This window comes from Pseudomonas mendocina, assembly GCF_003008615.1.
Lineage (GTDB): Bacteria > Pseudomonadota > Gammaproteobacteria > Pseudomonadales > Pseudomonadaceae > Aquipseudomonas > Aquipseudomonas mendocina_C.
On record NZ_CP027657.1, the window covers coordinates 4,236,385 to 4,260,064 of the forward strand.

General features: G+C 57.8%; 21 protein-coding genes. 11 read left to right on the plus strand and 10 right to left on the minus strand.

From position 1 onward, the window contains the following. The first annotated feature begins 15 nt into the window (after positions 1–15). From C7A17_RS19715 to C7A17_RS19740, 6 genes are all read left to right on the plus strand, one after another. Positions 16–780 carry an SDR family NAD(P)-dependent oxidoreductase gene (locus C7A17_RS19715; RefSeq protein WP_106739615.1) on the plus strand — a complete coding sequence of 255 codons (765 nt, stop codon included), beginning with the start codon at positions 16–18 and terminating at the stop codon, positions 778–780. A gap of 102 nt (positions 781–882) precedes the next feature. Continuing rightward, complete coding sequence (locus tag C7A17_RS19720) at positions 883–1,854, plus strand: TRAP transporter substrate-binding protein (protein ID WP_106739616.1); 972 nt, start codon at positions 883–885, stop codon at positions 1,852–1,854. Positions 1,855–1,856: 2 nt separating this feature from the next. After that, positions 1,857–2,420 carry a TRAP transporter small permease gene (locus tag C7A17_RS19725; protein WP_106739617.1) on the plus strand — a complete coding sequence of 188 codons (564 nt, stop codon included), beginning with the start codon at positions 1,857–1,859 and terminating at the stop codon, positions 2,418–2,420. Further along, on the plus strand, positions 2,417–3,676 hold the full coding sequence (locus tag C7A17_RS19730) for a TRAP transporter large permease (RefSeq protein ID WP_106739618.1): 1,260 nt from the start codon (positions 2,417–2,419) through the stop codon (positions 3,674–3,676). Before C7A17_RS19725 ends, C7A17_RS19730 begins: the two co-directional genes overlap by 4 nt. A 49-nt stretch (positions 3,677–3,725) precedes the next feature. Beyond that, entirely contained in the window at positions 3,726–4,613 is an 888-nt protein-coding gene (locus C7A17_RS19735; protein WP_106739619.1) for an NAD(P)-dependent oxidoreductase, read from the plus strand. Between the two features lie 42 nt (positions 4,614–4,655). Further along, positions 4,656–5,531 (plus strand): AEC family transporter, encoded by an 876-nt coding sequence (locus tag C7A17_RS19740; protein WP_106739620.1) that lies wholly within the window; start codon positions 4,656–4,658, stop codon positions 5,529–5,531. Between the two features lie 125 nt (positions 5,532–5,656). On the opposite strand, the gene C7A17_RS19745 is transcribed toward C7A17_RS19740, so the two are convergent. The 7 genes from C7A17_RS19745 to C7A17_RS19780 all read right to left on the minus strand — a co-directional run bounded on the left by C7A17_RS19745 (position 5,657) and on the right by C7A17_RS19780 (position 12,439). Next, the gene (locus tag C7A17_RS19745) at positions 5,657–5,959 is read right to left on the minus strand and encodes a LasR-specific antiactivator QslA (RefSeq protein ID WP_106739621.1); all 303 of its coding nucleotides are present in this window, start codon (positions 5,957–5,959) and stop codon (positions 5,657–5,659) included. Beyond that, on the minus strand, positions 5,952–6,194 hold the full coding sequence (locus C7A17_RS19750; protein ID WP_106739622.1) for a hypothetical protein: 243 nt from the start codon (positions 6,192–6,194) through the stop codon (positions 5,952–5,954). Before C7A17_RS19750 ends, C7A17_RS19745 begins: the two co-directional genes overlap by 8 nt. Before the next feature lie 977 nt (positions 6,195–7,171). After that, the gene (locus C7A17_RS19760) at positions 7,172–8,095 is read right to left on the minus strand and encodes a restriction endonuclease (RefSeq protein WP_158704687.1); all 924 of its coding nucleotides are present in this window, start codon (positions 8,093–8,095) and stop codon (positions 7,172–7,174) included. Between the two features lie 76 nt (positions 8,096–8,171). Beyond that, a complete protein-coding gene (locus C7A17_RS19765) occupies positions 8,172–10,745 on the minus strand; it encodes an AAA family ATPase (RefSeq protein ID WP_106739625.1) in 2,574 nt (857 codons plus the stop codon). Between the two features lie 223 nt (positions 10,746–10,968). Further along, a complete protein-coding gene (locus C7A17_RS19770; RefSeq protein WP_106739626.1) occupies positions 10,969–11,775 on the minus strand; it encodes an alpha/beta fold hydrolase in 807 nt (268 codons plus the stop codon). 140 nt (positions 11,776–11,915) lie between these two features. Beyond that, positions 11,916–12,248, minus strand: a complete 333-nt coding sequence (locus C7A17_RS19775; protein ID WP_106739627.1) for a low molecular weight protein tyrosine phosphatase family protein — start codon at positions 12,246–12,248, stop codon at positions 11,916–11,918. Next, positions 12,245–12,439, minus strand: a complete 195-nt coding sequence (locus C7A17_RS19780; protein ID WP_106739628.1) for a hypothetical protein — start codon at positions 12,437–12,439, stop codon at positions 12,245–12,247. Before C7A17_RS19780 ends, C7A17_RS19775 begins: the two co-directional genes overlap by 4 nt. Before the next feature lie 709 nt (positions 12,440–13,148). Here C7A17_RS19780 and C7A17_RS26825 point away from each other — a divergent pair. The 3 genes from C7A17_RS26825 to C7A17_RS19795 all read left to right on the plus strand — a co-directional run bounded on the left by C7A17_RS26825 (position 13,149) and on the right by C7A17_RS19795 (position 19,218). Continuing rightward, positions 13,149–14,705, plus strand: a complete 1,557-nt coding sequence (locus C7A17_RS26825; RefSeq protein WP_158704688.1) for an RHS repeat domain-containing protein — start codon at positions 13,149–13,151, stop codon at positions 14,703–14,705. A gap of 507 nt (positions 14,706–15,212) precedes the next feature. Beyond that, on the plus strand, positions 15,213–16,541 hold the full coding sequence (locus C7A17_RS26830; protein ID WP_234035823.1) for a DUF6531 domain-containing protein: 1,329 nt from the start codon (positions 15,213–15,215) through the stop codon (positions 16,539–16,541). Positions 16,542–16,560: 19 nt separating this feature from the next. Then, entirely contained in the window at positions 16,561–19,218 is a 2,658-nt protein-coding gene (locus C7A17_RS19795; protein WP_106739631.1) for an RHS repeat-associated core domain-containing protein, read from the plus strand. Between the two features lie 490 nt (positions 19,219–19,708). Here the strand turns inward: C7A17_RS19795 and C7A17_RS19800 are convergent, their stop codons facing one another. Beyond that, positions 19,709–20,770 (minus strand): AI-2E family transporter, encoded by a 1,062-nt coding sequence (locus C7A17_RS19800; protein ID WP_106739632.1) that lies wholly within the window; start codon positions 20,768–20,770, stop codon positions 19,709–19,711. A gap of 148 nt (positions 20,771–20,918) precedes the next feature. Here C7A17_RS19800 and C7A17_RS19805 point away from each other — a divergent pair, with 148 nt between their 5' ends. Further along, complete coding sequence (locus C7A17_RS19805; RefSeq protein ID WP_106739633.1) at positions 20,919–21,623, plus strand: class I SAM-dependent methyltransferase; 705 nt, start codon at positions 20,919–20,921, stop codon at positions 21,621–21,623. A gap of 10 nt (positions 21,624–21,633) precedes the next feature. On the opposite strand, the gene C7A17_RS19810 is transcribed toward C7A17_RS19805, so the two are convergent. After that, entirely contained in the window at positions 21,634–22,023 is a 390-nt protein-coding gene (locus tag C7A17_RS19810; RefSeq protein ID WP_106739634.1) for a GFA family protein, read from the minus strand. A gap of 54 nt (positions 22,024–22,077) precedes the next feature. Continuing rightward, positions 22,078–22,695: a LysE family translocator gene (locus C7A17_RS19815; protein WP_106739635.1), complete on the minus strand. Its 618-nt coding sequence runs from the start codon at positions 22,693–22,695 to the stop codon at positions 22,078–22,080. A 64-nt stretch (positions 22,696–22,759) separates the two neighbouring features. Between C7A17_RS19815 and C7A17_RS19820 the strand changes: the two genes are divergently transcribed. Further along, on the plus strand, positions 22,760–23,674 hold the full coding sequence (locus tag C7A17_RS19820) for a LysR family transcriptional regulator (protein WP_106739636.1): 915 nt from the start codon (positions 22,760–22,762) through the stop codon (positions 23,672–23,674). Positions 23,675–23,680 lie beyond the last annotated feature (6 nt).

A 23,680-nucleotide genomic window follows, 5' to 3' on the forward strand; every position in this document is an offset into this window, starting at 1 on the left:
GCAAGGATCTTTTGCATGAACAACGCTCTTCTTCTCGCTGGCAAGGTCGCCATGATCTCGGGCGCGGCCTCGGCACGCGGTATCGGCCTGGCCACCGCGCGCCTGTTCGCCAGCCACGGCGCCAAGGTGGCGATTCTCGATCTGGATGAAGGGGCTGCCATCGAGGCCGCTGCCGCCATCGGCCCCGAGCATCGCGGCTACGCCTGCAACGTCGCGGACAAGGACGCCTGCTTCAAGGCCACCGAGCGCGCCATCGCTGACTTCGGCCAGATCGATGTGCTGATCAACAACGCCGGCATCACCCAGCCGGTGAAGACCCTGGAGATCGATCCGGCGAGCTGGGATCGCATCCTCGACGTCAACCTGCGCGGCGTGCTCTACCTGTCCCAGGCGGTCATCCCGCACATGCAGGCGCAGGGCGGCGGCGCGATTGCCTGCATGTCCTCGGTATCGGCCCAGCGCGGCGGCGGTATCCTCGGCGGCCCGCATTACTCGGCGGCCAAAGCCGGTGTGCTGGGCCTGGCCAAGGCCATGGCGCGCGAGTTCGGCCCGAGCAACATTCGCGTCAACTGCGTCACCCCTGGGCTGATCCAGACCGATATCAGCGCTGGCAAGCTCAGCGATCAGCAGAAGGCCGAGATCGCCGCCAGCATCCCGCTCAACCGCCTGGGCAACGCCGAGGAAGTGGCCGGTGCCTACCTGTTCCTGGCCTCGAACCTGTCGGCCTACATCACCGGCGCCGTGATTGACGTCAACGGAGGCATGCTCATCCACGGCTGAGGATCACACCGGTTGTTTACGTGCAGGCCAAAAGAGGGCCTGCACGAGTAATGTGCAGTACTTAATACAGACAATATCAATAAGAAAAGTAGGGTTAAGCTCATGAAGAAGACACTGATCGCAATCGCGGCGACCTTCGCACTGGCTACTGCCTCCACCAGCTGGGCTCAGCAAGTGCTGCGCCTCTCCCATAACGCCGCACCGGGCAACCCGAAGTCGGTGGCCTCGCAGAAATTCGCCGAACTGGTTGCCGAGAAGACCGAGGGCCGGGTCAAGGTCGAGGTGGGCGGCAGCGCGCAATTCGGCGACGACGTCGAGTCCCTGACCAACATGCGTCTGGGCTCGCTGGCCTTCAGCACCAACTCCCAGGGCAGCACCGCCGGCGTGGTGCCGGAGTTCAACGTGGTCGGCCTGCCGTTCCTGTTCCGCGATCTCGAACATGCCTACCAGGTGGTCGACGGCCCGGTCGGCGCCAAACTCGACGAGGCCGCCAACAAGAAAGGGCTGGTGGTATTGGCGCTGTGGGACAACGGCATCCGCCACACCAGCAACAACAAGCGCCCCATCGTCAAACCCGAAGACCTGCAGGGCATCAAGGTGCGTACCCCGCCTGACACCATGACCCTCGACATCTTCAAGGCGCTGGGTGCCAACCCGGGCCCGCTGGCCTTCTCCGAGCTGTACATCGCACTGCAGCAGGGCGTCTTTGACGGTCAGGAGAACCCGCTGATGAACGTCTACTCGTCCAAGCTGCACGAGGTGCAGAAGTACATCTCGCTGACCGGGCACAAATACGAGACCACGCCACTGCTGGCCAGCAAGATGATCTGGGCAGGGCTGTCCAAGGCCGATCAGGCGGCGATCAAGGAAGCGGCGGTGGAAGCCGGCAAGCTCAACCGCGAGATGTCGCTGGCGGCCGATATCGAGCTGCGCAGCAAGCTCACCGAGGCCGGTGTGCAGATCAACGAGATCGACCAGGCTGCCTTCGCTGCCAAGACCCAGCCTGTCTACGACAAGTGGTCGAAGCAGTACCCCGAGCTCGTCGAGCTGATCGTTTCGCAAGCGAGCAAGTAAGCATGGCCGCGCATATTTCTTCCAGCGCTGCGGCGCCTGGGGGCGTCATCACCGTGGCTGCGAAGTGGGTAGACACGCTCATCGTGGCCATCAGCACGGTGGTCGCACTCACCGCCATGGTCGTCATGTTCCTGTCCCTGATGGCTGAGGTGGTGGCGCGCTACATCACCAACCAGAGCATGGGTTGGCCCACCGAGATCCCCAACCTGCTGTTCCCGTGGCTGATCATGGGCGGCATCGTCCTGGCTGCCCAACGCGGCCAGCACATCGCCGTTACCGCATTGCAGAGCATGATCGGGCGCGTCGGCAACCGGCTACTGGTGGCCGGACATCAGGTGCTGATTGCCGTGGCCTTCCTTTACCTGGCGTGGGTCGGGCTCGACGTCGTCGAGATCACCGGCAGTGAAATCTACCCAATGACCGGCATCACGGCGAAATGGGCCTACCTGTCGCTGATCGTCGGCTTCGTCGGGCTGGGCATCACTGCGCTGACCACGCTCGTTCACCTGTTGCGGGCAAGCGACCCGCTAGCGGTACGTGCCCAGCAGATCGAGGAGGGTGTATGACCTTAATGATGCTTCTGGTCTTCGGTGTCCTGATGGCACTGGCCCTTCCGGTGGGCTATGCGCTGATCATCAGCGCAGGCCTGGCGGCGGTGACCATCGGCGAAATGCCCAGCGTGGCCGCGGTGGTGAAGATCTTCCAGCCGACGCAGAGCTTCCCGCTGCTGGCGATTCCGTTCTTCATGCTCTCGGGCAGCCTGATGATGGGCGGCACGCTGGGCAAGCGCTTGATCCACTTCGCCACTATGTTGGTCGGCCGTTTTCACGGTGGCCTGGGCCAGGTGACGGTGGTTGGCTCCACGGTGTTCGGTGGCGTATCCGGCTCGGCGGTGGCGGAAGCCTCGGCGCTCGGCTCGATGCTGATCCCCTGGCAGAAACGCGAAGGCTATCCGGGTGCTTTCGCCGCGGCGGCCACGGCCTCGTCGGCGACCATCGCCTGCCTGATTCCGCCGTCGATCCCGCTGATCCTGTTCGCCACGGTATCCAACCAGTCGATTGCCTCGCTGTTTCTCGCCGGCATCCTGCCTGGTCTGATGCTCGCTGCTGGCTTCATGATCGTCTGCTACCTGTCGGGCCGTCTGCGCGGCTTCAAGCGCCTGACCGATGAGGTAACGCTTAAAGGCGTGCTGCGTGCGACCCTGGCAGCCGCCCCAGCGTTGGGGATGCCGGCGTTCATCGTGATCCTGCTGCGTACCGGTATCGCCACGCCGACCGAGGTCAGCGCGCTGGCGGTGTTCTACGGTCTGCTGGTGAGCACGCTGGTCTATCGCGACCTGACCCTGCGCCGCATCTACGATGCGCTGGTGCATACAGCCGTGACGACGGGCGTGGTGATGCTGGTGATCGCCGCTTCCAACCTGGTGGGCTATGTGCTGACCGTCGAAGCGATCCCGACCGCAGTGGCCGAATGGACGGCGCAAACCCTGCAGTCGCCATGGATGGTCATCCTGATGCTGAACCTGATCATGCTGACGGTGGGGATGTTTCTCGACCTGCCAGCGGCGATCCTGCTGCTCGGCCCGACCCTGGTGGCCATCGGCAACGCCATCGGCCTGGATCCGATCCAGCTCGGCATCATGATGGCGGTGAACCTGAGCATGGGCCTCTTCACTCCGCCGGTCGGTACCACGCTGTTCATCGCAGCGGCGATCTCGCGCGAGCGGGTCGGCGCGGTAGTGCGTGAGCTATGGCCCTTCTACCTGGTGGCATTCGCCGTGCTCGGGCTGATCTCTTTCGTACCAGCCTTCACCCTCTACTGATTGGTACGGCCCCTGCGTGTGCAGGGGCCGTGCAAGGCAAGGAACCTCCATGACCATAATTGCATTTGCCGGGCTTGGCTCGATGGGCCTGCCCATGGCCAAGAACCTGCTCGCCGCCGGCCATCGTGTGCGCGGTATCGATCTCAACCCTGTGGCGCTTGCCACGCTCGCCCAGGCCGGTGCGGAGCCGGCAGCGGACGCAGCCTCTGCCGCCAAAGACGCCGATGTACTGATCCTGATGGTGGTCAATGCCGCCCAGGCCGAGCAGGTGCTGTTCGACAACGGCGCGCTGGATGCGCTGGCCGAGAATGGCATCGTCTGCCTGATGGCCACCTGTCCACCCGCTGCGGTCGAGCGCATCGCCGCGCGGGTAAGCGCAGCGGGGCGCCGCTTCGTCGATGCTCCAGTCTCGGGCGGCACCGCTGGCGCCATCGCTGCTTCGCTGACCATCATGGCCGCCTGCGAACGTGCCACCTTCGAGGCGCTGCAGCCAGTGTTCGAAGGCATCGGCCAACGCCTCTTCCATGTCGGCGAGCGTGCCGGCCAGGGCGCCACGGTCAAAGCCGTCAACCAACTGCTGTGCGGCGTGCACATCGCTGTGGTGGCCGAAGCCTTTGCGCTGGCGGCCAAGGTCGGTGTCGATCTACCGGTGTTGCTGGAAATCATGGGCGGCTCAGCGGCATCGAGCTGGATGCTCAAGGATCGCGGCCCGCGCATGTTGCAGGCTGAGCCTGAGGTCAGCAGTGCGGTGGACATCTTCGTCAAGGATCTGGGCATCGTCCTCGAAGCCGGGCGCGACGCGCAGGCCGCGTTGCCGATTGCTGCGGTGGCGCATCAGCTATTCCTCGCCACCTCCGGGCGCGGCGAGGGGCGGGCTGACGACAGCCAGGTGATTCGCAGCTACTACGCCCTCAACGGTACGCCCACGCAGGGCTGAGTCGCCCAGCACCACCCACTCGCCAGCGGCTAAGGTTGCCCCATGCTCGTGCAGATCGTGAGCATCGTCTTCCCCGTGTTCACGGTCATTGCAGTTGGCTACCTGTATGGCCGCAAGCATCGTCCTGACATGCTCGCGACCAACCAGGTCAACATGGGCATCTTCGTGCCCGCGTTGATCTTCTCCGCGCTGGCGGGCAAATCCGTCGACCTGGCCGAGGTGCAGATGATCGCCCTCGGCGGCCTGGTCATCGTGCTCGGCTCCGGCCTGCTCGGCTGGCCCATCGCCAGCCGGCTGGGTTATGCACCGAAAACCCTGCTACCGCCGATGATGTTCAAGAACGCCGGCAACATGGGCTTGCCGCTGCTGTTGTTCGCCTTCGGCGAGCAGGTGCTGCCGGCGGCGGTGGTGCTGTTCCTGGTGGAGAACATCCTGCATTTCGCCATTGCCACCTGGTGGCTAGGGCGTAACGCCAAGGTCTGGCTCCTGTTGCGCGAACCGGTGATCATCGCGGGGATCGCAGGCGTGCTGGTGAGCCTGTCGGACATCGCGCTGTGGCCGCCTTTTCTGTCCGCGATCAAGATCATCGCCGACGTGTCCACCGGCCTGATGCTGTTCGCTCTTGGTGTGCGACTGAACACCGCGCCATTCGCACAATGGCGCATCGGCACGGTCGGCGCGGTGGCCACGCCGCTGACCGGCATGCTGATCGCCTACCTGTTCTGCCTGGCCTTCGACCTATCGGATCGCGAGACGGACATCCTGCTGATCTTCGGCGCGCTACCGCCTGCGGTGCTCAACTTCATGTTCGCCGAGCGCTACGCCCAGGAACCGGAAAAGGTCGCGTCGATCGTTATCCTCGGCAATCTGGTTGCGCTGCTTTCCATCTCGCTGGCGTTGGCTTTACGGCTGGCATAGAGGCTTGCGTGCATGCCGTTGGCGATGCGGCGTTATGGCTGATCAAAACAGAACGAAGCCCACTCGCTCGGCACTCACTGAGTGCGAGCAAGTGGCCTTCTCTATTTCAAACGCAGGCCACAAACCTATAACTTCAACTCCGTACGCCTGGCCTGATGCTCACCGCCTAGCGGCGAGCACAAGCGTTGGTGGATGCGGCTGAGAAAGCCCAGCTCGAAGGCATGGCGCTGAGCACCCGGCGGGTACAGCTGGCGCTCCAGCAACAGATTGGCCCATAGCCAGCCGCTGTTGGCGTCGTCCAGCCAGGACTGCGCGGTTTGCACACCGTGGCCGAAGCTCGCCTGGCAATCTGCGTTCCAGCCGAAGTTGGCAGGCGGTTGTCCGTCATGGGCGGGCAGGTGGGTGAGATAGCGTTGCAGTTCAATCATGGGCTGCCCTCCCGGATGCCTGTGCGATGGCCCGGCGGTAAAGCACGATCAACTCGCTCAGCAGCGCACTGGTGCTATTGGCCAACTCCGGCTCCGGCATTCGCCGCAACAGCTTGGCCAGTAACGCTGCCCGATACTCGGCTGCTGCCTGCAACGGACACTCGTCCGCGACAAAGCTCTGCAATGGATTACGTGGTGAAGGGAAGGGGATAACGACGGATTCAGACTTGGTCACGCAGCACCTCCAAATTGGAAGTCGGCACGACAGCCAGCAGCCCAGGGCGGAGCCCTTGGGTAAAAGGGGGATAGTGCATTTTCCTTATGCTCCTCGGACGATTTAAGGAGCCGCCATCCAACCTTCCTACGGGCGTGGGTGGCGGACCGTGCAAGGGTAGGAAACCGGCGTCCGAGGGAACCGGCCAGGCCGAAGCCTGCCTCACACGGCCCGCCATAAATGCACGAGAAAACAGCAGGCACAAAAAAAGCGCCTGCTCTCGACTATGGCGCTACCGCGCCCGGACAAAACGGGTTCCTACACCCGGTCACGGGATTGACCGTGACGGGCGGACTGTAGCGTGGGGGAGATGGAAGGGCAAGTTTGTGAGGGGCTGCTATCGGCCAGAAGCAGCCAGTCAACGGCGAAGCGGATATTGGGTGGTTCTGTGGCTGTCCCCCAGCCGCTTCCTGGTGATGACGCTAGGTCACGCCTTCTCGCGAGGCGGGCCACTAATCCTCTACTGGATATGCGCACGGACGAAATACATGAATGAGTCCTTCGTGTCCGACCTCGCACTCGGAGTTTTGACTAAACGAGTGGTTGACCAAGCGACGCAAAGTTGGAGCGCAGCAGAGGTGTCTGACGCGTTCGCCACCGACTTGGTACTCTGCGAATTGATTCAGGTTGCCCAGCACACTAATCTCCTGAAAAATCGCCAATTGGTCATACGGGCAATGGGCATTTCAGCGCGAACGCTGCAGCGATGGCTCAGGGTGCCGCCTGCAAGCCTCACACCCGAAAACGGCATCCATTTGCTCCGATTGCTCGCCGTACTCGCACGCGGAGCCCATGTTTGGTTCGGGGATCAAAGCAGAGCGATGGCTTAGCAAATCAAAACTGGGGCTGGAGCAGCGGATCCCACAGGATCTACTCAAAGCCCCCTCTGACTATGAGGTATTGGCCTCATTCCTCGTGAGTACGGTGTGTATCACTGACTAATTGCTGAGGCTACTCTTGAGCTTGGATCCGTCCTGGATAGCAGATCGGACTATCTTTAGTGCTTCCTTCTTGTTCGCGTAGACAGTGTCCGAGTAGATCTCCCGCCTTGTCGCGTCCATGATGATCAGCCGGCAGTCTTCCAGCGGATCATCGTCGGGAATCAGGGCCTGCAGCGAAGGCAATGAGCTTGAACCTAGCACCGCTACAAAATGCTCATCCACAAGGCGCTTTGTGAGCTCATAACCCATGAAGTAGCCCAAGCGATAGGTCAAATCGCTTTTTGTGGAGTGAAGTTCGTCGTACACGACAACGAAGACCATGGCATCCCTGGCCGCGGCTTCCGAAAGTGCGGTTTCCAATGACGAGTGGGGCTCACGGAGAAAGAAGCGATCCTTGATGGCACTTGCTGTGGCCGGTGCCTCGGCGTATTGAGAGGCAAGTACCCAGCGTTGGAATGACACTGGCATATACCTGGCAGCGAGCGCACGCCCCTTTGGCGAGTCGAGCAGCTTGGCTTCGATTAATTCGTTGTCGAATACCAGAAGACCGTATTCGGGGGGTAAGGCTTTTAGGTGTGTCGCGAGGGTACTGCTGGCCAAGGTCGAGTAAAAGGCGATGAAGCCATTGCAGCGATGAGTCCCCAGTCGATCGCGTAGATTGATGTCTTCATTGTGACCGACAGATTCGCCCGATCCCGCTTTGTGTTTGCAGCTGACGAGCCAACGGTACTCGGACTGCCCTCCTGGACCAAATCTGATTTCACTCACGATAAGATCCCGCCCCGCGTCCTGTCCTCGATCAGGGCCTACGACAACGGAAAAGCCTTCCGCTTCCAGAAAATCACGTGCGAACAGCTCAAACTGATCACGCTCCGTGCCTTTGTGAGCCGGAGCGATTTCCTTGAAATTCAGAGCTGGCATGGCATTCCTATCCATTGACTCGAAGGAGATTAAAGGCTTCGCCTTATAAGTCATTTGACCACTGAGGCGACCACGCCTAAGCCGCTTCAGCGCGTCGCTTGGTCAAACCGTCACGCCAGGCCTTGAGTGCTTCCAAGTCCTGACGCAGCTCTGGCTCATGCGGAATAAATACGGGTATTTCACTAGATTGACTGTGCTCGTAGCAGCTGTATTTGGTCATCAACGTATCAATCAGTTTGCAGTCCTGTGGCTCGATGCCCTGAATAGCATGCAGTCGGTTATCGGTGGTAATGCTACGCCGATGCCGGAGCACGACCTTGTTAAGCAAATCCTCTTCAACTGACCGCTCAATCAACTTGCGAAACTCACTGCAAATTCCTTGGGCGAGCATCCGGTAGGCCGCAGCACCACCCGTCTCACCCGCCTTGCGCGCGGCATCCAGCTTGGTGATCAAAAGGTTGTTGGCCTTTTTTGTATTGGCGTTCCAAACGTCCTGGTCTGCCGGGTGGCCAGCAACACCAGCGTAGGCTTCGATACACATAGGTTGATAGTGATCTGCTTTCCACTTATCGCCTTGTTTTCGGGCCAAGTCTTCCAGAATTCCGTAAAGGGACAATCGGTGAGTGAGCACAATCACCTGCCTGGTTTTGGCAAGCTCAACGAGGCGGCATGCCACAAACCATTCAAAATCATGGTCGAGGGAGGAGATAGGATCATCAAATAGGAAAGGGGCCGCGCCCGGCTTATCACAGACATCGGCCAGAAATGCCGCAAGGGAAATGATGCGACGCTCTCCGTCACTCAAGACACTGTCGGGCATGGCACGACCGTTTTGAGCACCTTTGAGCTTGAGCTGATGCAGTACCTTGGCGTTGCGAGTTCTGGTCTTGACCAGTTCAACTTGTATGCGGGTTGCTCCGAGTGCCAGGAGCTCCCGATTGAATCGTTCAACGTACGCCTCGGTGACGACAGCTTGGGTCACCTCTGCTGATTTCATCGATATCGTTCGGGTGCCTGCCAACCCTTTCCAGGACTCATAGTCTTTCACCTGGCGCAGTCGATCGACCTCAACACGAATAGCCGCAGCTTGCTCTGTAATCCACTTCTTGGCTTCCAGCGCTAGCTTTTGATTGGTCGCCTGCGCTCTATCAAACCCCAGAGCATCCTGATCGTACTGAGCTGCGGTCGCTTCCAGTTCATCTCGATAACCCGTCAACTTAATGATGGCTTCATCGACTGCGTGAACTGGGGTTGCAAGCTGCTCGACTTCATGAGCAATCAGAGCGTTTTTTGCTGAAAGCGCTTGCTGCCAGAAGCCATTGAGGTAATTCCACCAAGCCTCATCTGTCACGCCGGCAGCCTGGCACTGGGTCTGTATATCTTGTTCAGCTGTGATGCCTGGCAGCTGATCAAGGCCCGCTTTGTACTTTGCTTCAGCGGTCTTCGCATCTGATTCAAGCTTGCTATGCACGAATGATTCAAAGTCCTTCAACCGCTGCTGCGCATCTTCAGAAAGTTCTTGGTGACATAGCACGCACCGTGCATCCGCAGTCGCCGGAAAGGCAGTTTCCGGATATGGCGTTGCGGAATAGAGCCTGGCAGCCTCCCACATCGCACGCCATGTGGCGGTGCCCACCCCTTCAAGCACGGCTGACTTTACCTTGGCGCCCTCGACAGCAATTTGTCGTTTGGACACCGCATCCTGTCTGAGGAGGCGCAGTGCCTGAATGTTATCGACTCCAAAAGCAGTAGACGCTTGCTGGAGTGCACTGATGATTTTTTGGAGCTCGACCTTAGTGCGTCGTTTCTGTTGTGCCAACGCGGAGGGATCTTCGGTCTTGAGGCGCTCCACTAGCTCTACAAGCCTAAGCTCATCTTCAGCGGCCCAATGCAAGGCCGTTTCAAGTTCAGCCACGGACAATTTGCCGAGCTCGCTGTACAGCTTTTGGGAGGGGGTTGTACCGTAAATCGGTGGGAGCACGGGTAATACGCTGACCAGTTTGTCTTGCTCGGACTCCAGAGTCTGCCGAACCATTTCGACTGCGGAAGCAAGCTTCTCAAAGAGACTAAGGACGGGAGGGATATAGGTCGCAGCGCTTTCAGCTGTCAGATAATGACTGGCCTCGTCACTGTCGAAGATGTCGATGCCTCGCAGTGTGTCGACGGCGTCGCCTCCTACGCTCCACTCATGCAAGCTCTCTACGCCGTTGAGCTGAGAGGTGATATGGCATTTGCTGTGCGCCGGAGCCGCCTTGAACACGTTGGTTTTTAGGTCAACGGCCCTTGGCTTGCCCGAGACCTTTTTGAGAATGCGGGTATAGCTGGATTTACCTGATCCGTTGTGGCCGTAGATCACGGTGAGGTTCGCGCTGCCAAACTCAAGTGGAGCACGGGGCTCCAGGTTCTCGATCCCGACAACCTCGGCGATTCGAACCAACCGCAGCTCATCTCCTACCTTTGGATTGTTGGTCAATTCCACGAAGCCGCGGTGCTTGGTAGGCTTTTGGCCTGCTGGAGTCTTGAGGATGGCCACCAGGGCAGCAATATCCGCCGGACTCAGCTCTCCATTTTTCAGAAGTCTGTCAGCGGCCTCTTGTAGCCAATCATTTTGCTTGAGCAGCCATGTACGAATCTCTGCCTGAACGTCCACTGTATTACCTCCCTGATGGTAGACCATGTCAAAAAGCTATCAGAGCCAACGAGGCGGAGCTAGGTCATTTACAGATGTAGAGTGAATCGGCCATAGATTCGTAGACTCCTTCAAGCAGCTGTTTCTGGCTAGGAACGACCACTTTTGGCCGAAAGCGGCCCGATCATTGAGGCCGGACCGCTAGAGCTCGCCCGTGAAGTAGGTCCCAGATTCAAGGCCACCCCTAGGTTATTCGTGCGCAAATCCTGGGAGCTGCGGCATATAGGCAAGAGTAATGAGAGAGCTCCTCCATACGCTCGATGCGCGTATTGCCAGGGATGCGCCCGGCGAGATGCTCCGACATGCCGAAAGGCGACCAGTTATCCTCTGTGCCATGCCATAGGCAGACATTTGCTTCGCTGGTGAGGACGCTGGCTGACCAAGGCTGGAGATACTGCTGAATATCCCGCGTGTAGCCGGAAGAGCCTTGTGCAAAACATTGCTGCAATACCCGGCAGATAAGCGCTTTGAACTCAGGTGATTTCGCCAGCTTCCGATCCTGCCCCTGGGCGCTGGCGAACAGCATGCGAAACAGCATCTGCGGTGCGCGTTTTGCCAACAGTGCCTGCCACTTCACCAGCCACTGGAACAAACCTGGGTTGCGCTTGGCCATCGAGAACACGGCTTTGCCGGCCATTTCATCCAGAAAGTCCCCTCCGTCGATCGGAGCAACTGCGGAAACCAGATGCAGGCTGCGCACTTGGTTCTGCATAAGCGCACTGACCTCCAGCGCTACATGAGTGCCGAGGGAAAAACCGATAACGTCGATGGGAGCACCATGCACCGTCTCGTTGATCGATTGCGCAATATGAAGGAAGTAGTCACCGCCGGTGATGGAAGGGGCGATGGCGAAGCGGTCGAAACAGAGAATGCGCAGGCTATGCGCTTGGGCGGGTGCGTCGAATACGAAACTCTCATATGGCGAGCCCGGCACCCCGTGGAAGTAAACGACCGGTTTGCCTGCGGGGTTTCCGTACTCGGTGAATTCCATCTCTGATTCCGCGTAGCTTGATGTCTCGGTCTTTTATCACCGCCACGATGAATGTGCGCTAGGACGAACTGCCGCATTTGCGGTTGCAGAAAAGGTAGTTTGGATTACCGCAATGCTGATGTGCAGATGAGGCGATTGCTTCAATCCTGCTCGGCCAAGTATGCAGTCACCATATCGTCGAGCATCTCCACCAGTTCCGGATCCATGAAACGGTAGTCATCGGGGATATCCAGAATGTGCAGCCGCTTGTGTTCGAGCAGGCGGGCGTATTCTGCACGCAGGCGATTGGCGTGCTTGTGCTCCATGACGAAGATAACGTCGGCCCAGCGGATATCCGCTGGGCCGACGGGTTTGCGGGCGTTCGGGCTGGTGCCGGCCGAGCGCGCTTCGAAGCCCGGCCGACGGCGCCAGACCGCTTCTGCCGTGGGGCTACGCCATTGATTGCGACTGCAGATGAAAAGAAGTTTGGTCACTCTTGATCCAGCAGTTGGCGGGTGGTGCGAATGGGATAGCTGATGCCGAGTTGGCGTGCCCTGAGCAATTTTTCCGCTCGGGTGTACATCAGTTTCCAATTCTTCTCTGGTCGCTGGTACGGCAAGCGCAGCAGCGTTTGAGGTGCATCTTTGTGGGCCTGTGAACGTCTCCAGGCGCGGGTTCTTTCCATGATGGTGTCCTCGTGAATACCGGGTTCAGCAGCCGCGGTAGTACGAGTCCGGTATAGAGTAGTTGCGAATCAATACCCTGAAAAGCTATTTTCAGTCGCTCTAGCAAAGGTGGGAGTCCAGGCATTTTGTGGTCTATGGATGGTTTTCTTTCGCTCTGTTCAGCGGTGAAGACGCTGTCCCGCTTTCGCGGGAATGACGACTGTTTCAGACCTTCCCTCAAGGGTAATCGCGGCGGCTTGTACGAACGAGATGACTCCTAAGGGTGGTCAGTGGAACTGTGTCACATTCATGGTAGCCGTTGCTTTCTGCTCGAATCAGGCTGCTATGATTCTTTCGCGGTATGTGCTCCATAAAGGGAATTAGTGTGTCGCTTCGGGAGTGAAGCTATTGTTCATGCCATACCGCCTATCGCTGTTAAATATCAATACATCGATATTGGTAGGCATGCTCTTGCCGGCAGCTTTTCTTATGCCCTTGTGCGGCAGCGTTTGGCTTGCTTCTCCCGACTCACATCACTGATGCATACACTACTTGGAAGGCAAGAGTCATCATATGGACAGGATAGGCTTCGAAAAACTGTATTTGCAAGCGTACTTCATAGGTCTGAAAACCTCCCTGAATAGTCAGGAGATCAGTCAGGTTCTATGCCTGAAAAATTTGCGAATGCGCAGGGAATTGAAAGAATTGATAGCAGGGAGAAAGTGAAGAATGAGGCGGATTTTTTTCAGCAGCGTATTGCTCGTGGTGTCTTCTTTTAGTGGTGCGGCGGAGTTTCGTTGGCAATACATGCTGGGTGGGCGTATAGGGAATTTTACCAGTCCTTACTATGCATGTGCCGCAGCTGTTGCATCTACTTGGTTTAATGGTAAGAAAGAACTTGTTGATGTGGTTTTTACCAGTCCATCCAAGACCACAGCGCACTGTTATGTCCGGCTAAGCCAGTGCAGTGGAACTCAATGTGGAGAATGGTATACGCCAGAGCCTCCTAACTCGATTGATGGACACCGGGTTAACGCTCTACGAGATGGAGAGGCTTGCTTTCCTGGGCGTACTCTGGATGCTGATCTGGGTATATGCGTAGATCTTGGCGCTGGCTTACAAGCCGGCGGTGGAGACGCCTCTTGTAAGGTGAGTAATACCGGGCCAGGTGTGTATGCTGGTAATCCTATAAATTTCTCTGCTGCAAACAAATATGAAAAAATTACTCCATACCGGGCTTCCGTAGGGCGCCTTGAATTTTCCTTGCATTATAATAGTGCGAAGTTGGCTTGGTCTAATAGCTACTCTGATCATTTGACGGAGTTTCAAGCGAGGACTTATGTGACCTTGTCGGATGGTAGGATAATCGCGTTTACGGGCACGAGCGGTCGGATGGTTGCAAAAGAGACTGCTGATATTCTGCAAAAAAATACAGGCGAGTGGGTGCTATACCGCGAAACAGGTGAGAGGCTCTACTTTGATGCCTACGGGCAACTCAAAAAGGCCGCTTGGCCAGATGATGAATTGGTAATTACAAAAACCAATTATCCTCTGACGACTACTGTGACCTCTCGTCATGGCGAGTCCATTAGTTTCGTCAGAGGAGGGAATGGGAATCTTCTGAGTGTCAATAGTCCGCAAGGAATCATAACGTTCGAGTATTACACGGATAAAATAACCAAAATAAACCGAAATATCGGTGGTGTGCTGTCAACCCAGCTTCTGCATTACGAGCATACACACAAGGGATTGCTGACAGGGATAACGGATGAGCGCGGTATCCGTTACGTGACGTGGGGGTATGACGAGCAGCGGAGGCCTATTCTCAGTGATAGTTCTTTAGAAGGGGGCGCTACGCATATCCAGTACTCGGAAGATGGGAGTGTCACCGTCACCAATCCCTTGGGAAAAAAGACTACTTACACCTTTTTGACTGTAGCTAGTGCCGGTGGATGGATTGATGTAGGTGTCAAGCGAGTTACATCAATCCTAGGTGAACCATCACCAAATTGTGCAAGTAGCAATTCAAACTTCACTTATGACACTCGCGGTTTGCTCAAGACCAAGATCGACAACAAGGGTAATCGAACCACTTACGATTACAACACCCGTGGTCTTGAGATATCCCGCACTGAGGCCAGTGGTACACCCCAGGCGCGTACTGTTACCACCGCATGGCACCCTGAGTTGTTCTTGCCGGTGACGATCACGGAGCCTGATCGCATTACCCAATACACCTATGACAACCAGGGGCGGCAGACCAGTCAGTCTGTCACTTCGCGCTGACGTGGCATGTATTTGTTTGGAAAACCATTTGATTAAGAATGTAGTGCGGTTTTATCGTGGCTAATTATTTTAAAATAAATTTGTACTTTTTTGAGGGTGTTCTGTGTGATGACTTGTAAGTGTATAGAGTGCCTTAGTTTTTAGCGTTGTGCTCGGGTTAATATTAAATTCTTTTGGGTTTTTAATGTCATTTGGCAAGGCTTGGTTGGGGGAGGGGTATGAGGGATAAGGAATCGTGTCGTTTGTTTTGTGGTTTTTATTTGCAGCTGATTCTGATGTTTACGGTGTTCTTCGTACCCGTGCATGCGTGGGCGGACTATGGGTGGTGGGACTTTATTGGCATAAATTCGCCGGATGTTAAGGGGCCTTATCCAAATGCTGAAATTGCCTGTCAAGTGGCAGTTGCCAGTATCTGGTATAGGGGGGAGAAAAGGTTCACTCATCATGTAATGGGCAGCAGCGGTGATTCTGCAACTTGTCATGTAGAGCTCAAAGCATGCAGTACCTGTGAATGGCAAGTTCCACAGCCTCCGCACTGGATTGACGGGGGGGGCTATATTGGCAATACGTAAGGGAACGCCTTGTTCATCGGGTAAGGGGGCTGACATCAAGAGTGGGGCGTGTTTCTTTGACCAGGGGAACCGTCAGGGGAGTCCTCCTGTTAGCTGTGCCACTCCACAGGACAAGAAAGGCAACCCCATATCGATACTGAGTGGTAACAAATACGCTCAAGAGTCCTTCTATCAAGGGAGCGATCCTTTTCCCGTGAAGCTGGAGTTGGTTTATAACAGTTTGGATAGGCAGTGGCGCCACAATTACTCTACTACCCTTCATGAGACCAGTAGTGCGCTTGTTGTTGTATTCGCAGATGGACGATCCGCTGGCTATGATAAGCAAACGGGTGTACCGATAAATGGTAGTGAACTCAGTCGTTTGGAAAGGATTGCAGATGGGTGGGTGCATTATTCTCACGGCGGCGAGCAGACGTTCTTTAATGCATCGGGTCGAGTGGTTCGTATAACGTTTCCTGGGCGGGGCACTGTAGAGTTGTCGTATTCGCCGGCCACCATCATTCGTTACCAATATAATGGTAGGAATTACACGCAGTCGCAGCGAAATATAAAGGTCAAAGGAAAAACTCAAGAATTGATGGTCGTGGAAAGGGATCAGGCGCGAGTTGTTTCTGCGAGTGTTGATGATAGTAGGTTTTACTTTGATTGGGATGTGTCATTGATGCGTTTGAGCGAAGTTTCTTTCAGGTCGTCCCAAACTTCAGATTTGCAGAGCCGCAAGTACCACTACGAATCGATCTATGGCTCTCAACTTCTAACAGGTATTACCGATGAACGGGGTGTTAGGTATTCGACATGGACTTATGACCCGCAAGGGCGCGCGACCTCCAGCGAGCATTCCAGCGGGGCGGACAAGGTATCGATTATCTATAGCAACGACGACAGTTCTACCGTCATCAATCCTTTAGGTCAGAGGACGGTTTATCGCTTCGCTGATTTTGGCGGCGTAAGGCGAATCACGGCAATTGAGGGGGAGCCGTCTCCAAATTGCTCAAGCAGCAACTCGATCTTCACTTATGATGAACGTGGCTTGCTCAAGACCAGGATCGACAACAAGGGCAACCGTACGACCTACGAGTACAACTCTCGTGGCCTTGAGGTATCCCGCACTGAAGCCAGTGGTACGCCCCAGGCGCGTACTGTTACCACCGCATGGCACCCTGAGTTGTTCTTGCCGGTGACGATCACGGAGCCTGATCGCATTACCCAATACACCTATGACAGCCAGGGGCGGCAGACCAGTCAGTCCATCACTCAACGCTGACCACAGAAGGAACTGAACAATGAAAACCTTGTATTGCGGCAGCCTTCTATCGCTGGCTTTGGCTGTTGCTCTCGGTGCTGCGGGTGTGCAGGCCGCCGAGCGGAACTGGAGTTACACCTACAACAGCCAGGGTCTGATCGAAACGGCCAACGGACCTCGTACCGATGTCTCCGACATCACCACCTACGCCTATGACTCCCAGGGCCGCCTGACGACAGTTACCAATGCACTGAGCCATATCACCCAGCTGTCTAACTTCGACAATTACGGCAATCCCCAGACGGTGGTGGATGCCAATGGGGTAACCACATCGCTGGGCTATAGCCCCCAAGGTTGGCTGGCCTCGGTCAGTACGGCAGGCAGCACCACTAGTTTCGAGCACGATGCGATTGGGCAGATCACCAAGGTTACGCGTGGCGATGGAAGCTGGTTGGAATACAGTTGGAGCGCTGCGCGTCGCCTTACCGCGATCACCAACAACCGTGGGGAAAAAATCGAATATGACTATGACCCCATGGGTAACCGCACAGCCCAGCGGCTACGTGATGCCAGCAACAATCTGAGCCTGCAGCAGAGCTGGGCTTACGACGAGCTGGGCCGCCTGCTGCGTAGCGTGGGAGCAGCAGGACAGACCTCCCAATACGGCTACGACCTCAATGACAACTCCACGTTGAGTCGAACGCCCAAACAGCACAACACCACCCGCAGCTTCGATGCACTGGATCGCCTGGTTTCGAGCACCGATCCACTCAATGGCGTTACCCAACTGGCTTATGACGCGCAGGACAACCTGACTCAGGTTCAGGATCCGCGCGGCATCACGACGCAATACGAGTACGACGGCCTGGGCAACCTGACTAGGCTGATCAGCCCGGACAGCGGCACCACTACCTATGCCCACGATGCTGCGGGCAATGTGCTCAGCAAGACCGATGCTCGGGGCGTAGTCACTACCTACACCTACGATGCACTCAATCGTCTGACTGGGCGCCAATATCCGGCAACTCCAGCCCTGAACGTCCAGTACCACTACGACATGACCGCCGATGGCAACCATGGCGTAGGCCGTTTGACCGCTATCCAGGATGCCAGTGGTGTACTGGGTTATTACTATGACGCGCGCGGAAATCTGACCGGGCAACTGCGATCAGTCGAAGTGGCCGGCACAGATCGCTATAGCGGGCTTGGCTACGAATACGATGGCGCCAACCAACTGGCCAAGATCAGTTACTCCCTGGGGTTCAACATCCTCTATGCCCGCAACAGTGCCGGGCAGGTCAGCCAGGTACAGCTACAAATTGGCGACAATCCTCCTGATGCCCTTGCAAGCCAGATCGAATACCTGCCGTTTGGTCCGCTCAAAAGCCTGACTTGGGCCAACGGTCTGAGCCTGTCGCGAAGCTACGACCAGGACTACAGGCTGACTCACCAAGAGGTCGCTACCTGGACCAGCACCTACGGTTACGACGCCAACAGCAATATCGAATCACTGCAAAGCAGCTTGTTCGGAGATCTCACCTACAGCTACGACGCACTGGATCGGCTCACGTCTGAGCATAAGGAAGACCTGCAGCAGAGCTATAGCTATGACGCTGTAGGGAACCGGCTCAGCAGAACTTCGACCCCGATCGTTAATGGCAGCCCGCAGGCCGGCTCGACTGTAGCGCTCAACTACGCGACCAGTAGTAACCGCCTCAGCGAAATCGCGGGCTTTCCTGTCATTAGCGATGCTGCAGGCAACCTGACTCAGGATCGCCCAGCCCGACAGATGGAGTACGACGAACAGAACCGGCTGGCACGGGTAAAAAGTGGTGGCGTAACGGTTGCCGAGTACCGTTACAACGCCTTGGGACAGCGTACCCACAAGATCACCACGACCGGTACCACGACCTTCCTCTATGACCCCAGTGGTCAGTTGCTGGAGGAGACCTTCTACAACACCGCAGGCCAGCAGCAGAGCAGTCAATTCTACGTCTGGTTGGATAACCTCCCGCTCGGCGGCATTACCGTCATCTATGGTGCCAATGGTGCAATTGCCTCGAGCGAGCCGTTCTTTTTGCATTTCGATCATCTGGGCACACCGCGGGTTGCTACCAACGCCAATCTGCAACCTGTATGGACGTGGGCATCTGATGCCTTTGGTATTGGCGCTGCAAGTGGCAGCCTGACCATCAATCTGCGTTTCCCAGGGCAGTACTATGACCAAGAAAGTGGTCTGCACTACAACTACTTCAGGGATTACGACCCCGAAACCGGGCGGTACGTGGAAAGCGATCCGATTGGGCTATTTGATGGCCCCAACACCTACAGTTATGTATATGGAAACCCTCTCGTCTATTCAGATCCAAGCGGGTTATGCGGAGTTGGCTCAAGCATGGAAATTTACTTTGATCGATATAAGGGATTTCAAACTCGCTGTGTTCTAAATCCGCCCCCGCCAAACCCTGAAGCAAAGTGCATGACTGCAGAGTGTGTAATGCGTAACGGGGATGGTCGAGACACAAGGGGTACTCCAAACTGTCAAATCATGTGTAGGATTCCGACCCTACCTTGCGCCCTTGCCGGGGGGCCATTTACACCTCAAGGGGTTGCTTGCAGAGCATCAGTGACTGCAGTGGTGTGCTCAACTATTTGTGACAACGATGAAGAGGCGAAACAGTGTCCAAATGATCAGTAAACTGACATCACAGTGCCCGCACTGCGGGAAATTTATGCACTCCATGAACTTCGACAGCAACGGCATGGCGACATGTAATCGCTGCCACTCAAAAGTCAAGTCAGAAAATTACCGGACAGTAACGCTGGCAGCAAACCTATTGTTCTTCTTTGCAATACTTCCATTCAATTCGATTGTTTTCTCAGGAGTTAGCTTTTGGATTGCCGACGTTGTCGGAGCTGCGTTAGCTTTTATCTTCACGACCCTATGGCTAGAAGTTAGCCTTGTAGAAGAGTAACTCTCATTTATGCTGTACGAATGCCAGCCCGTGCAGCATAAATATGTACACTCTTTTAGTTGTCACTAACAGTCTGGTCATATCATATTTACCAGCACCTCGTTCAGACTTTTTCGATTCTAGAGTGTCAGGTTTTACCGGCACAGCGTTCAAGTGGGTGCAGCGCCTGCAGATATGGCGCTGTAGGCAGCATCCACTGGCCTTTCGCAGTCCTCACTCCGGCAACCGAACCTTCTTCTTCGCCCCAAACAGATTCCAGCTGGCCACGAACAGCGCCGCGACCAGCGGCCCGATCACGAAGCCGTTGAGGCCCAGCAGGGCCAGGCCGCCGAGGGTGGAAATCAGGATCAGGTAGTCGGGCATGCGGGTGTCCTTGCCGACCAGGATGGGGCGCAGGATGTTGTCCACCAGGCCGATTACCAGCACGCCGAAGACGGTAAGGGTTATACCTTGCCAAAGGCTACCGCTGAGCAATAGGTAAGCCGCAACTGGCGCCCAGACGATGCCGGCGCCGGCCGCTGGCAGCAGTGACAGAAAGGCCATCAGTACACCCCACAGCAGCGGGCTGTAGATACCCAGAACCCAGAAAATCAGGCCGCCGAGTGCACCCTGTAGCGCGGCGATCACGACGTTGCCCTTCACCGTGGCACGCACCACGCGGGTGAACTTGATCTGCAGGCGACGTTTGGTGCTATCGGCCAGCGGAATGGTCGCGCGGATTTTGTGTACCAGATCCTTGCCGTCGCGCAGCAGGAAGAACAGCAGGTACAGCATCACGAAGAAGCCGATGAAGAACTCGAAGGTGCCCTGGCCGATGGCGAACACCTTGGTGGCCAGGTATTGGCTGCCGGCCATGGCGCCTTTGGAGATCTGTTCGCGCAAGCCTTCGAGGTTGGAAATACCGACACGGTCGAGTTGTTCCTGCATCGAGGGGGGCAGCATCTGGATGATGCTGGTGACGTAGGCGCCGGCATCCAGCTCACCTGACTCCAGCTTCTGATAGAGGCTGGTGCCTTCGGCCACTACCGCCGATGTGATGAAGATCACCGGCAGAATCGCCACCAGCAGGCAGATGATCAATGTCAGCAGGGCGGCAAGGTTGCGTTTGTCGCCGATACGCCGTGTCAGACGCTGTTGCAGCGGCGCGAACACCACGGCCAGCACCACGGCCCAGAACACGGCGCCGTAGAACGGCAGCAGTATCCAGAAGAAGGCAACCGTCACCAGGACGAGCAGCAGGATGAAGGTTTTCTGTTCGAAGGTCGGGCTTGGCATATCGGGCTCGTCGGGAAGGGGCATGCCAGTTAGTCCCCCGAAGCTCTGGCAAAGTGCCCACAAAGTTGGATTGGAGCGAGGCGCGGCAGGGTTTGACAGCTCTGGGATACTGAAAAGCGTGAGCACGATCATTCGGCGGAGGTTTGCCATGCGTGACGAGGAACTCAAGGCGCTGTTCGACCAGCAGGCGGCTGGTTATGACAAGCAGTGGGCGGGGATGGCGCCGATTCGCGAGGCGCTGTATCGGCTGCTCGACTCGCTGTTCGTAGGGCTGCCGGCCGATGCGCGGATTCTTTGCGTGGGCGCTGGCACGGGAGCGGAAATCGCGCATCTGGCCGAGCGCTTTCCCGCTTGGCGCTTCACTGCGCTCGACCCGTCCGGGGCGATGCTGGAGGTGTGCCGCCAGCGTGCGCAGCGGGGCGGCTTCCTGCAGCGTTGCGAGTTTCACGAAGGCTACCTCGATACGCTGGCAGCGGGGCCGGCCTATGACGGCGCTACCTGTTTTCTGGTGTCGCAGTTCCTGCTTGAACCGGCGGCACGCACTGGCTTCTTCCGCCAGATCGCGCAGCGCCTGAAACCGGGAGGGCTGCTGGCCAATGCCGACCTGGCATCGGACATTCACTCGCCAGCCTACGAGATGCTGCTGCCTGGCTGGATGACGCTGATGTCATCGGCTGGCGTCGATGCGCAGATGCTGGAGCGGGCGCGAGCAGCCTATGCCCGTGATGTGGCGGTGCTGCCGACGCAGCAGGTGGCCGACATCATCCAGGCGGCGGGCTTCGAGGCGCCCGTGCAGTTCTTCCAGGCGGGGCTGATGCACGGTTGGTTATGCCGGCGCGAAGCTGGCGTTTGAGAAGAACTCTCTACTCGTAGCGTGTATTGCCTTCGCGGTCGCGCTGGTAGTGGCGGTCGAAGGGGAAGGGCGGCAGCCAGGCTTCACGGCGGATCGTCCACAGCTCATAGGTGGGCGTGAACTGATCCGGTGCATCCAGCGAGCCGACGTTCACTTCGATTTCATCCGCCGAGCGCGAGAACACTGGCGAGCCACAACGGGGGCAGAAATGGCGACCGGCATAGTGGCCAGTCTCGCCCTCTATCGTGACCGCCTCCTGCGGGAAGATGGCCGAGGTGTGGAAGAGGGCGCCGTGGTGCTTGCGACAGTCCAGGCAGTGGCAGACGCCGACCCGATAAGGCTGGCCGCGGGTTTCGAAACGTACCTGGCCGCACAGGCAACCGCCGCTGTGTCGATCCATCTTCTTGTCCTCTGGTGATGGGGGCACCCGCCAGCCTAGCAAAGGCTTGCCGCGCTATCGGTGCTGACTGGCAAGCGCCAGCAGGGCGCCGAAGCCGATCAGCAGGCCACCGAACAGGCGGTCGATCCACAGCCTGGCGGCCAGCAGTCGGTCGCGCACGGCGCCGGTGGAAAAGCACAGGGCGACCAGCGTGAACCAGCCGATATGAGCCAGGGCGATGAAAGCGCCATAGCCCAGTTGCGTGGCCAGGCCCGTGCCAGGCTGCACCACCTGCATGAACAGGCTGACGATGAACACCGCTGTCTTCGGGTTGAGTGCGTTGGTCAGCAGGCCGGTGCGTAGTGCGGCACTGTCTGCCGGCGGGGGTTGCTGACTGTTGGTTGCTGCGCTGTCGGGTTTGCTCAGCAGCAGCTTCACGCCAAGGTAGATCAGGTAGGCCGCTCCGGCCAGTTTGAGAGCGTTGAACAGCCAGGTCGATTGCTGCAGCAGCAGACCGACGCCGAGCAGGGTGTAGCCAACGTGGATCAATACACCCAGGCCGATGCCCAGCGCCGTTAGCACACCGGCACGGCGCGACAACAGCAGGCTGTTGCGGGTGACCAGGGCGAAATCCGCTCCGGGGCTGATCACGGCAAGCAGGGTAATGGTGATTACAGCTATCCATTCGGTCATGGCGTACTCTTGCGTTCGTTGAGGCTTAGCCAATTATTCCGATGATCAACAGCGATGAATAACGATGAGTTCTGACATAGATGGTGAGCTAAACGCACAGATGGGTGATGCGCGTTTGCCCTCGCTGCTGGCGCTGCGCTGTTTCGAAGCGGCGGCGCGCTGCGAGAACTTCAGCCGCGCCGCTCAGGAGCTGCACCTGACCCATGGCGCGGTCAGTCGGGCGGTGCGTTTGCTGGAAGACGACCTGGGCGTCGAGTTGTTCGAGCGGCGCAATCGTCGGGTGTTTCTCAACGACGCGGGACGCAAGCTGGCGCGCGCGGTGAGCGATGGAATGGGGCTGATGCGCCAGGCCACGCGCGAGCTTCGTGCCAGTGTCCGGCAGATGCGACCGCTGGCGTTGTCCTGTGAGCCGACGCTGTTGATGCGCTGGCTGATACCGCGCTGGAGCGCGTTTCAGGCGCGTCAGCCGGAGCGGGAGATTCATCTGCTGGCGGGCGGTGGGCCGTTCTCCTTCGAGGCGGGGATCGACCTGGCCATCCGCCGCGATGACTTCCCCTGGCCGGCTGGCTATCACGCCGAAACGCTGTTTGCCGAGCGGGTCGGGCCGGTCTGCCGGGCGGACAAGGTCGAGCAATGGTTCACTGCCAGCGGCCTGCGCTCGGATGCGCCGCTGTTGCATACGCGCACTCGGCCGAGCGCCTGGGCGGAGTGGGCGAATGCCGCTGGTGCCAGCGCTGCCGATGGCCCTGCGCAGACCTTCGAACATTTCTACTTCAGCCTGCAGGCTGCGGTGGCCGGCCTGGGCGTGGCCATCGGGCCATGGCACCTGGTGCGCGACGACATCGACAGCGGGTTGTTGGTCGCACCGCTTGGTTTCGTCGAGGACGGTTCGCGCTACTGCCTGCTCTCACCCGATGCGCCGGCGCCTGAGAGCCTGCAGGCCGAATTGCTGGCCTGGCTGCGGGAAGTGGGAAGGTAGCCGGTT

Excerpts from the sequence above, each read along its gene's own strand:
- C7A17_RS19715 (WP_106739615.1), top strand. The coding sequence starts at position 16 with ATGAACAACGCTCTTCTTCTCGCTGGCAAGGTCGCCATGATCTCGGGC.
- C7A17_RS19720 (WP_106739616.1), top strand. The coding sequence starts at position 883 with ATGAAGAAGACACTGATCGCAATCGCGGCGACCTTCGCACTGGCTACT.
- C7A17_RS19725 (WP_106739617.1), top strand. The coding sequence starts at position 1,857 with ATGGCCGCGCATATTTCTTCCAGCGCTGCGGCGCCTGGGGGCGTCATC.
- C7A17_RS19730 (WP_106739618.1), top strand. The coding sequence starts at position 2,417 with ATGACCTTAATGATGCTTCTGGTCTTCGGTGTCCTGATGGCACTGGCC.
- C7A17_RS19735 (WP_106739619.1), top strand. The coding sequence starts at position 3,726 with ATGACCATAATTGCATTTGCCGGGCTTGGCTCGATGGGCCTGCCCATG.
- C7A17_RS19740 (WP_106739620.1), top strand. The coding sequence starts at position 4,656 with ATGCTCGTGCAGATCGTGAGCATCGTCTTCCCCGTGTTCACGGTCATT.
- C7A17_RS19745 (WP_106739621.1), bottom strand. The coding sequence starts at position 5,959 with ATGATTGAACTGCAACGCTATCTCACCCACCTGCCCGCCCATGACGGA.
- C7A17_RS19760 (WP_158704687.1), bottom strand. The coding sequence starts at position 8,095 with ATGCCAGCTCTGAATTTCAAGGAAATCGCTCCGGCTCACAAAGGCACG.
- C7A17_RS19770 (WP_106739626.1), bottom strand. The coding sequence starts at position 11,775 with ATGGAATTCACCGAGTACGGAAACCCCGCAGGCAAACCGGTCGTTTAC.
- C7A17_RS19780 (WP_106739628.1), bottom strand. The coding sequence starts at position 12,439 with ATGGAAAGAACCCGCGCCTGGAGACGTTCACAGGCCCACAAAGATGCA.
- C7A17_RS26825 (WP_158704688.1), top strand. The coding sequence starts at position 13,149 with ATGAGGCGGATTTTTTTCAGCAGCGTATTGCTCGTGGTGTCTTCTTTT.
- C7A17_RS19795 (WP_106739631.1), top strand. The coding sequence starts at position 16,561 with ATGAAAACCTTGTATTGCGGCAGCCTTCTATCGCTGGCTTTGGCTGTT.
- C7A17_RS19800 (WP_106739632.1), bottom strand. The coding sequence starts at position 20,770 with ATGCCAAGCCCGACCTTCGAACAGAAAACCTTCATCCTGCTGCTCGTC.
- C7A17_RS19805 (WP_106739633.1), top strand. The coding sequence starts at position 20,919 with ATGCGTGACGAGGAACTCAAGGCGCTGTTCGACCAGCAGGCGGCTGGT.
- C7A17_RS19810 (WP_106739634.1), bottom strand. The coding sequence starts at position 22,023 with ATGGATCGACACAGCGGCGGTTGCCTGTGCGGCCAGGTACGTTTCGAA.
- C7A17_RS19815 (WP_106739635.1), bottom strand. The coding sequence starts at position 22,695 with ATGACCGAATGGATAGCTGTAATCACCATTACCCTGCTTGCCGTGATC.
- C7A17_RS19820 (WP_106739636.1), top strand. The coding sequence starts at position 22,760 with ATGAGTTCTGACATAGATGGTGAGCTAAACGCACAGATGGGTGATGCG.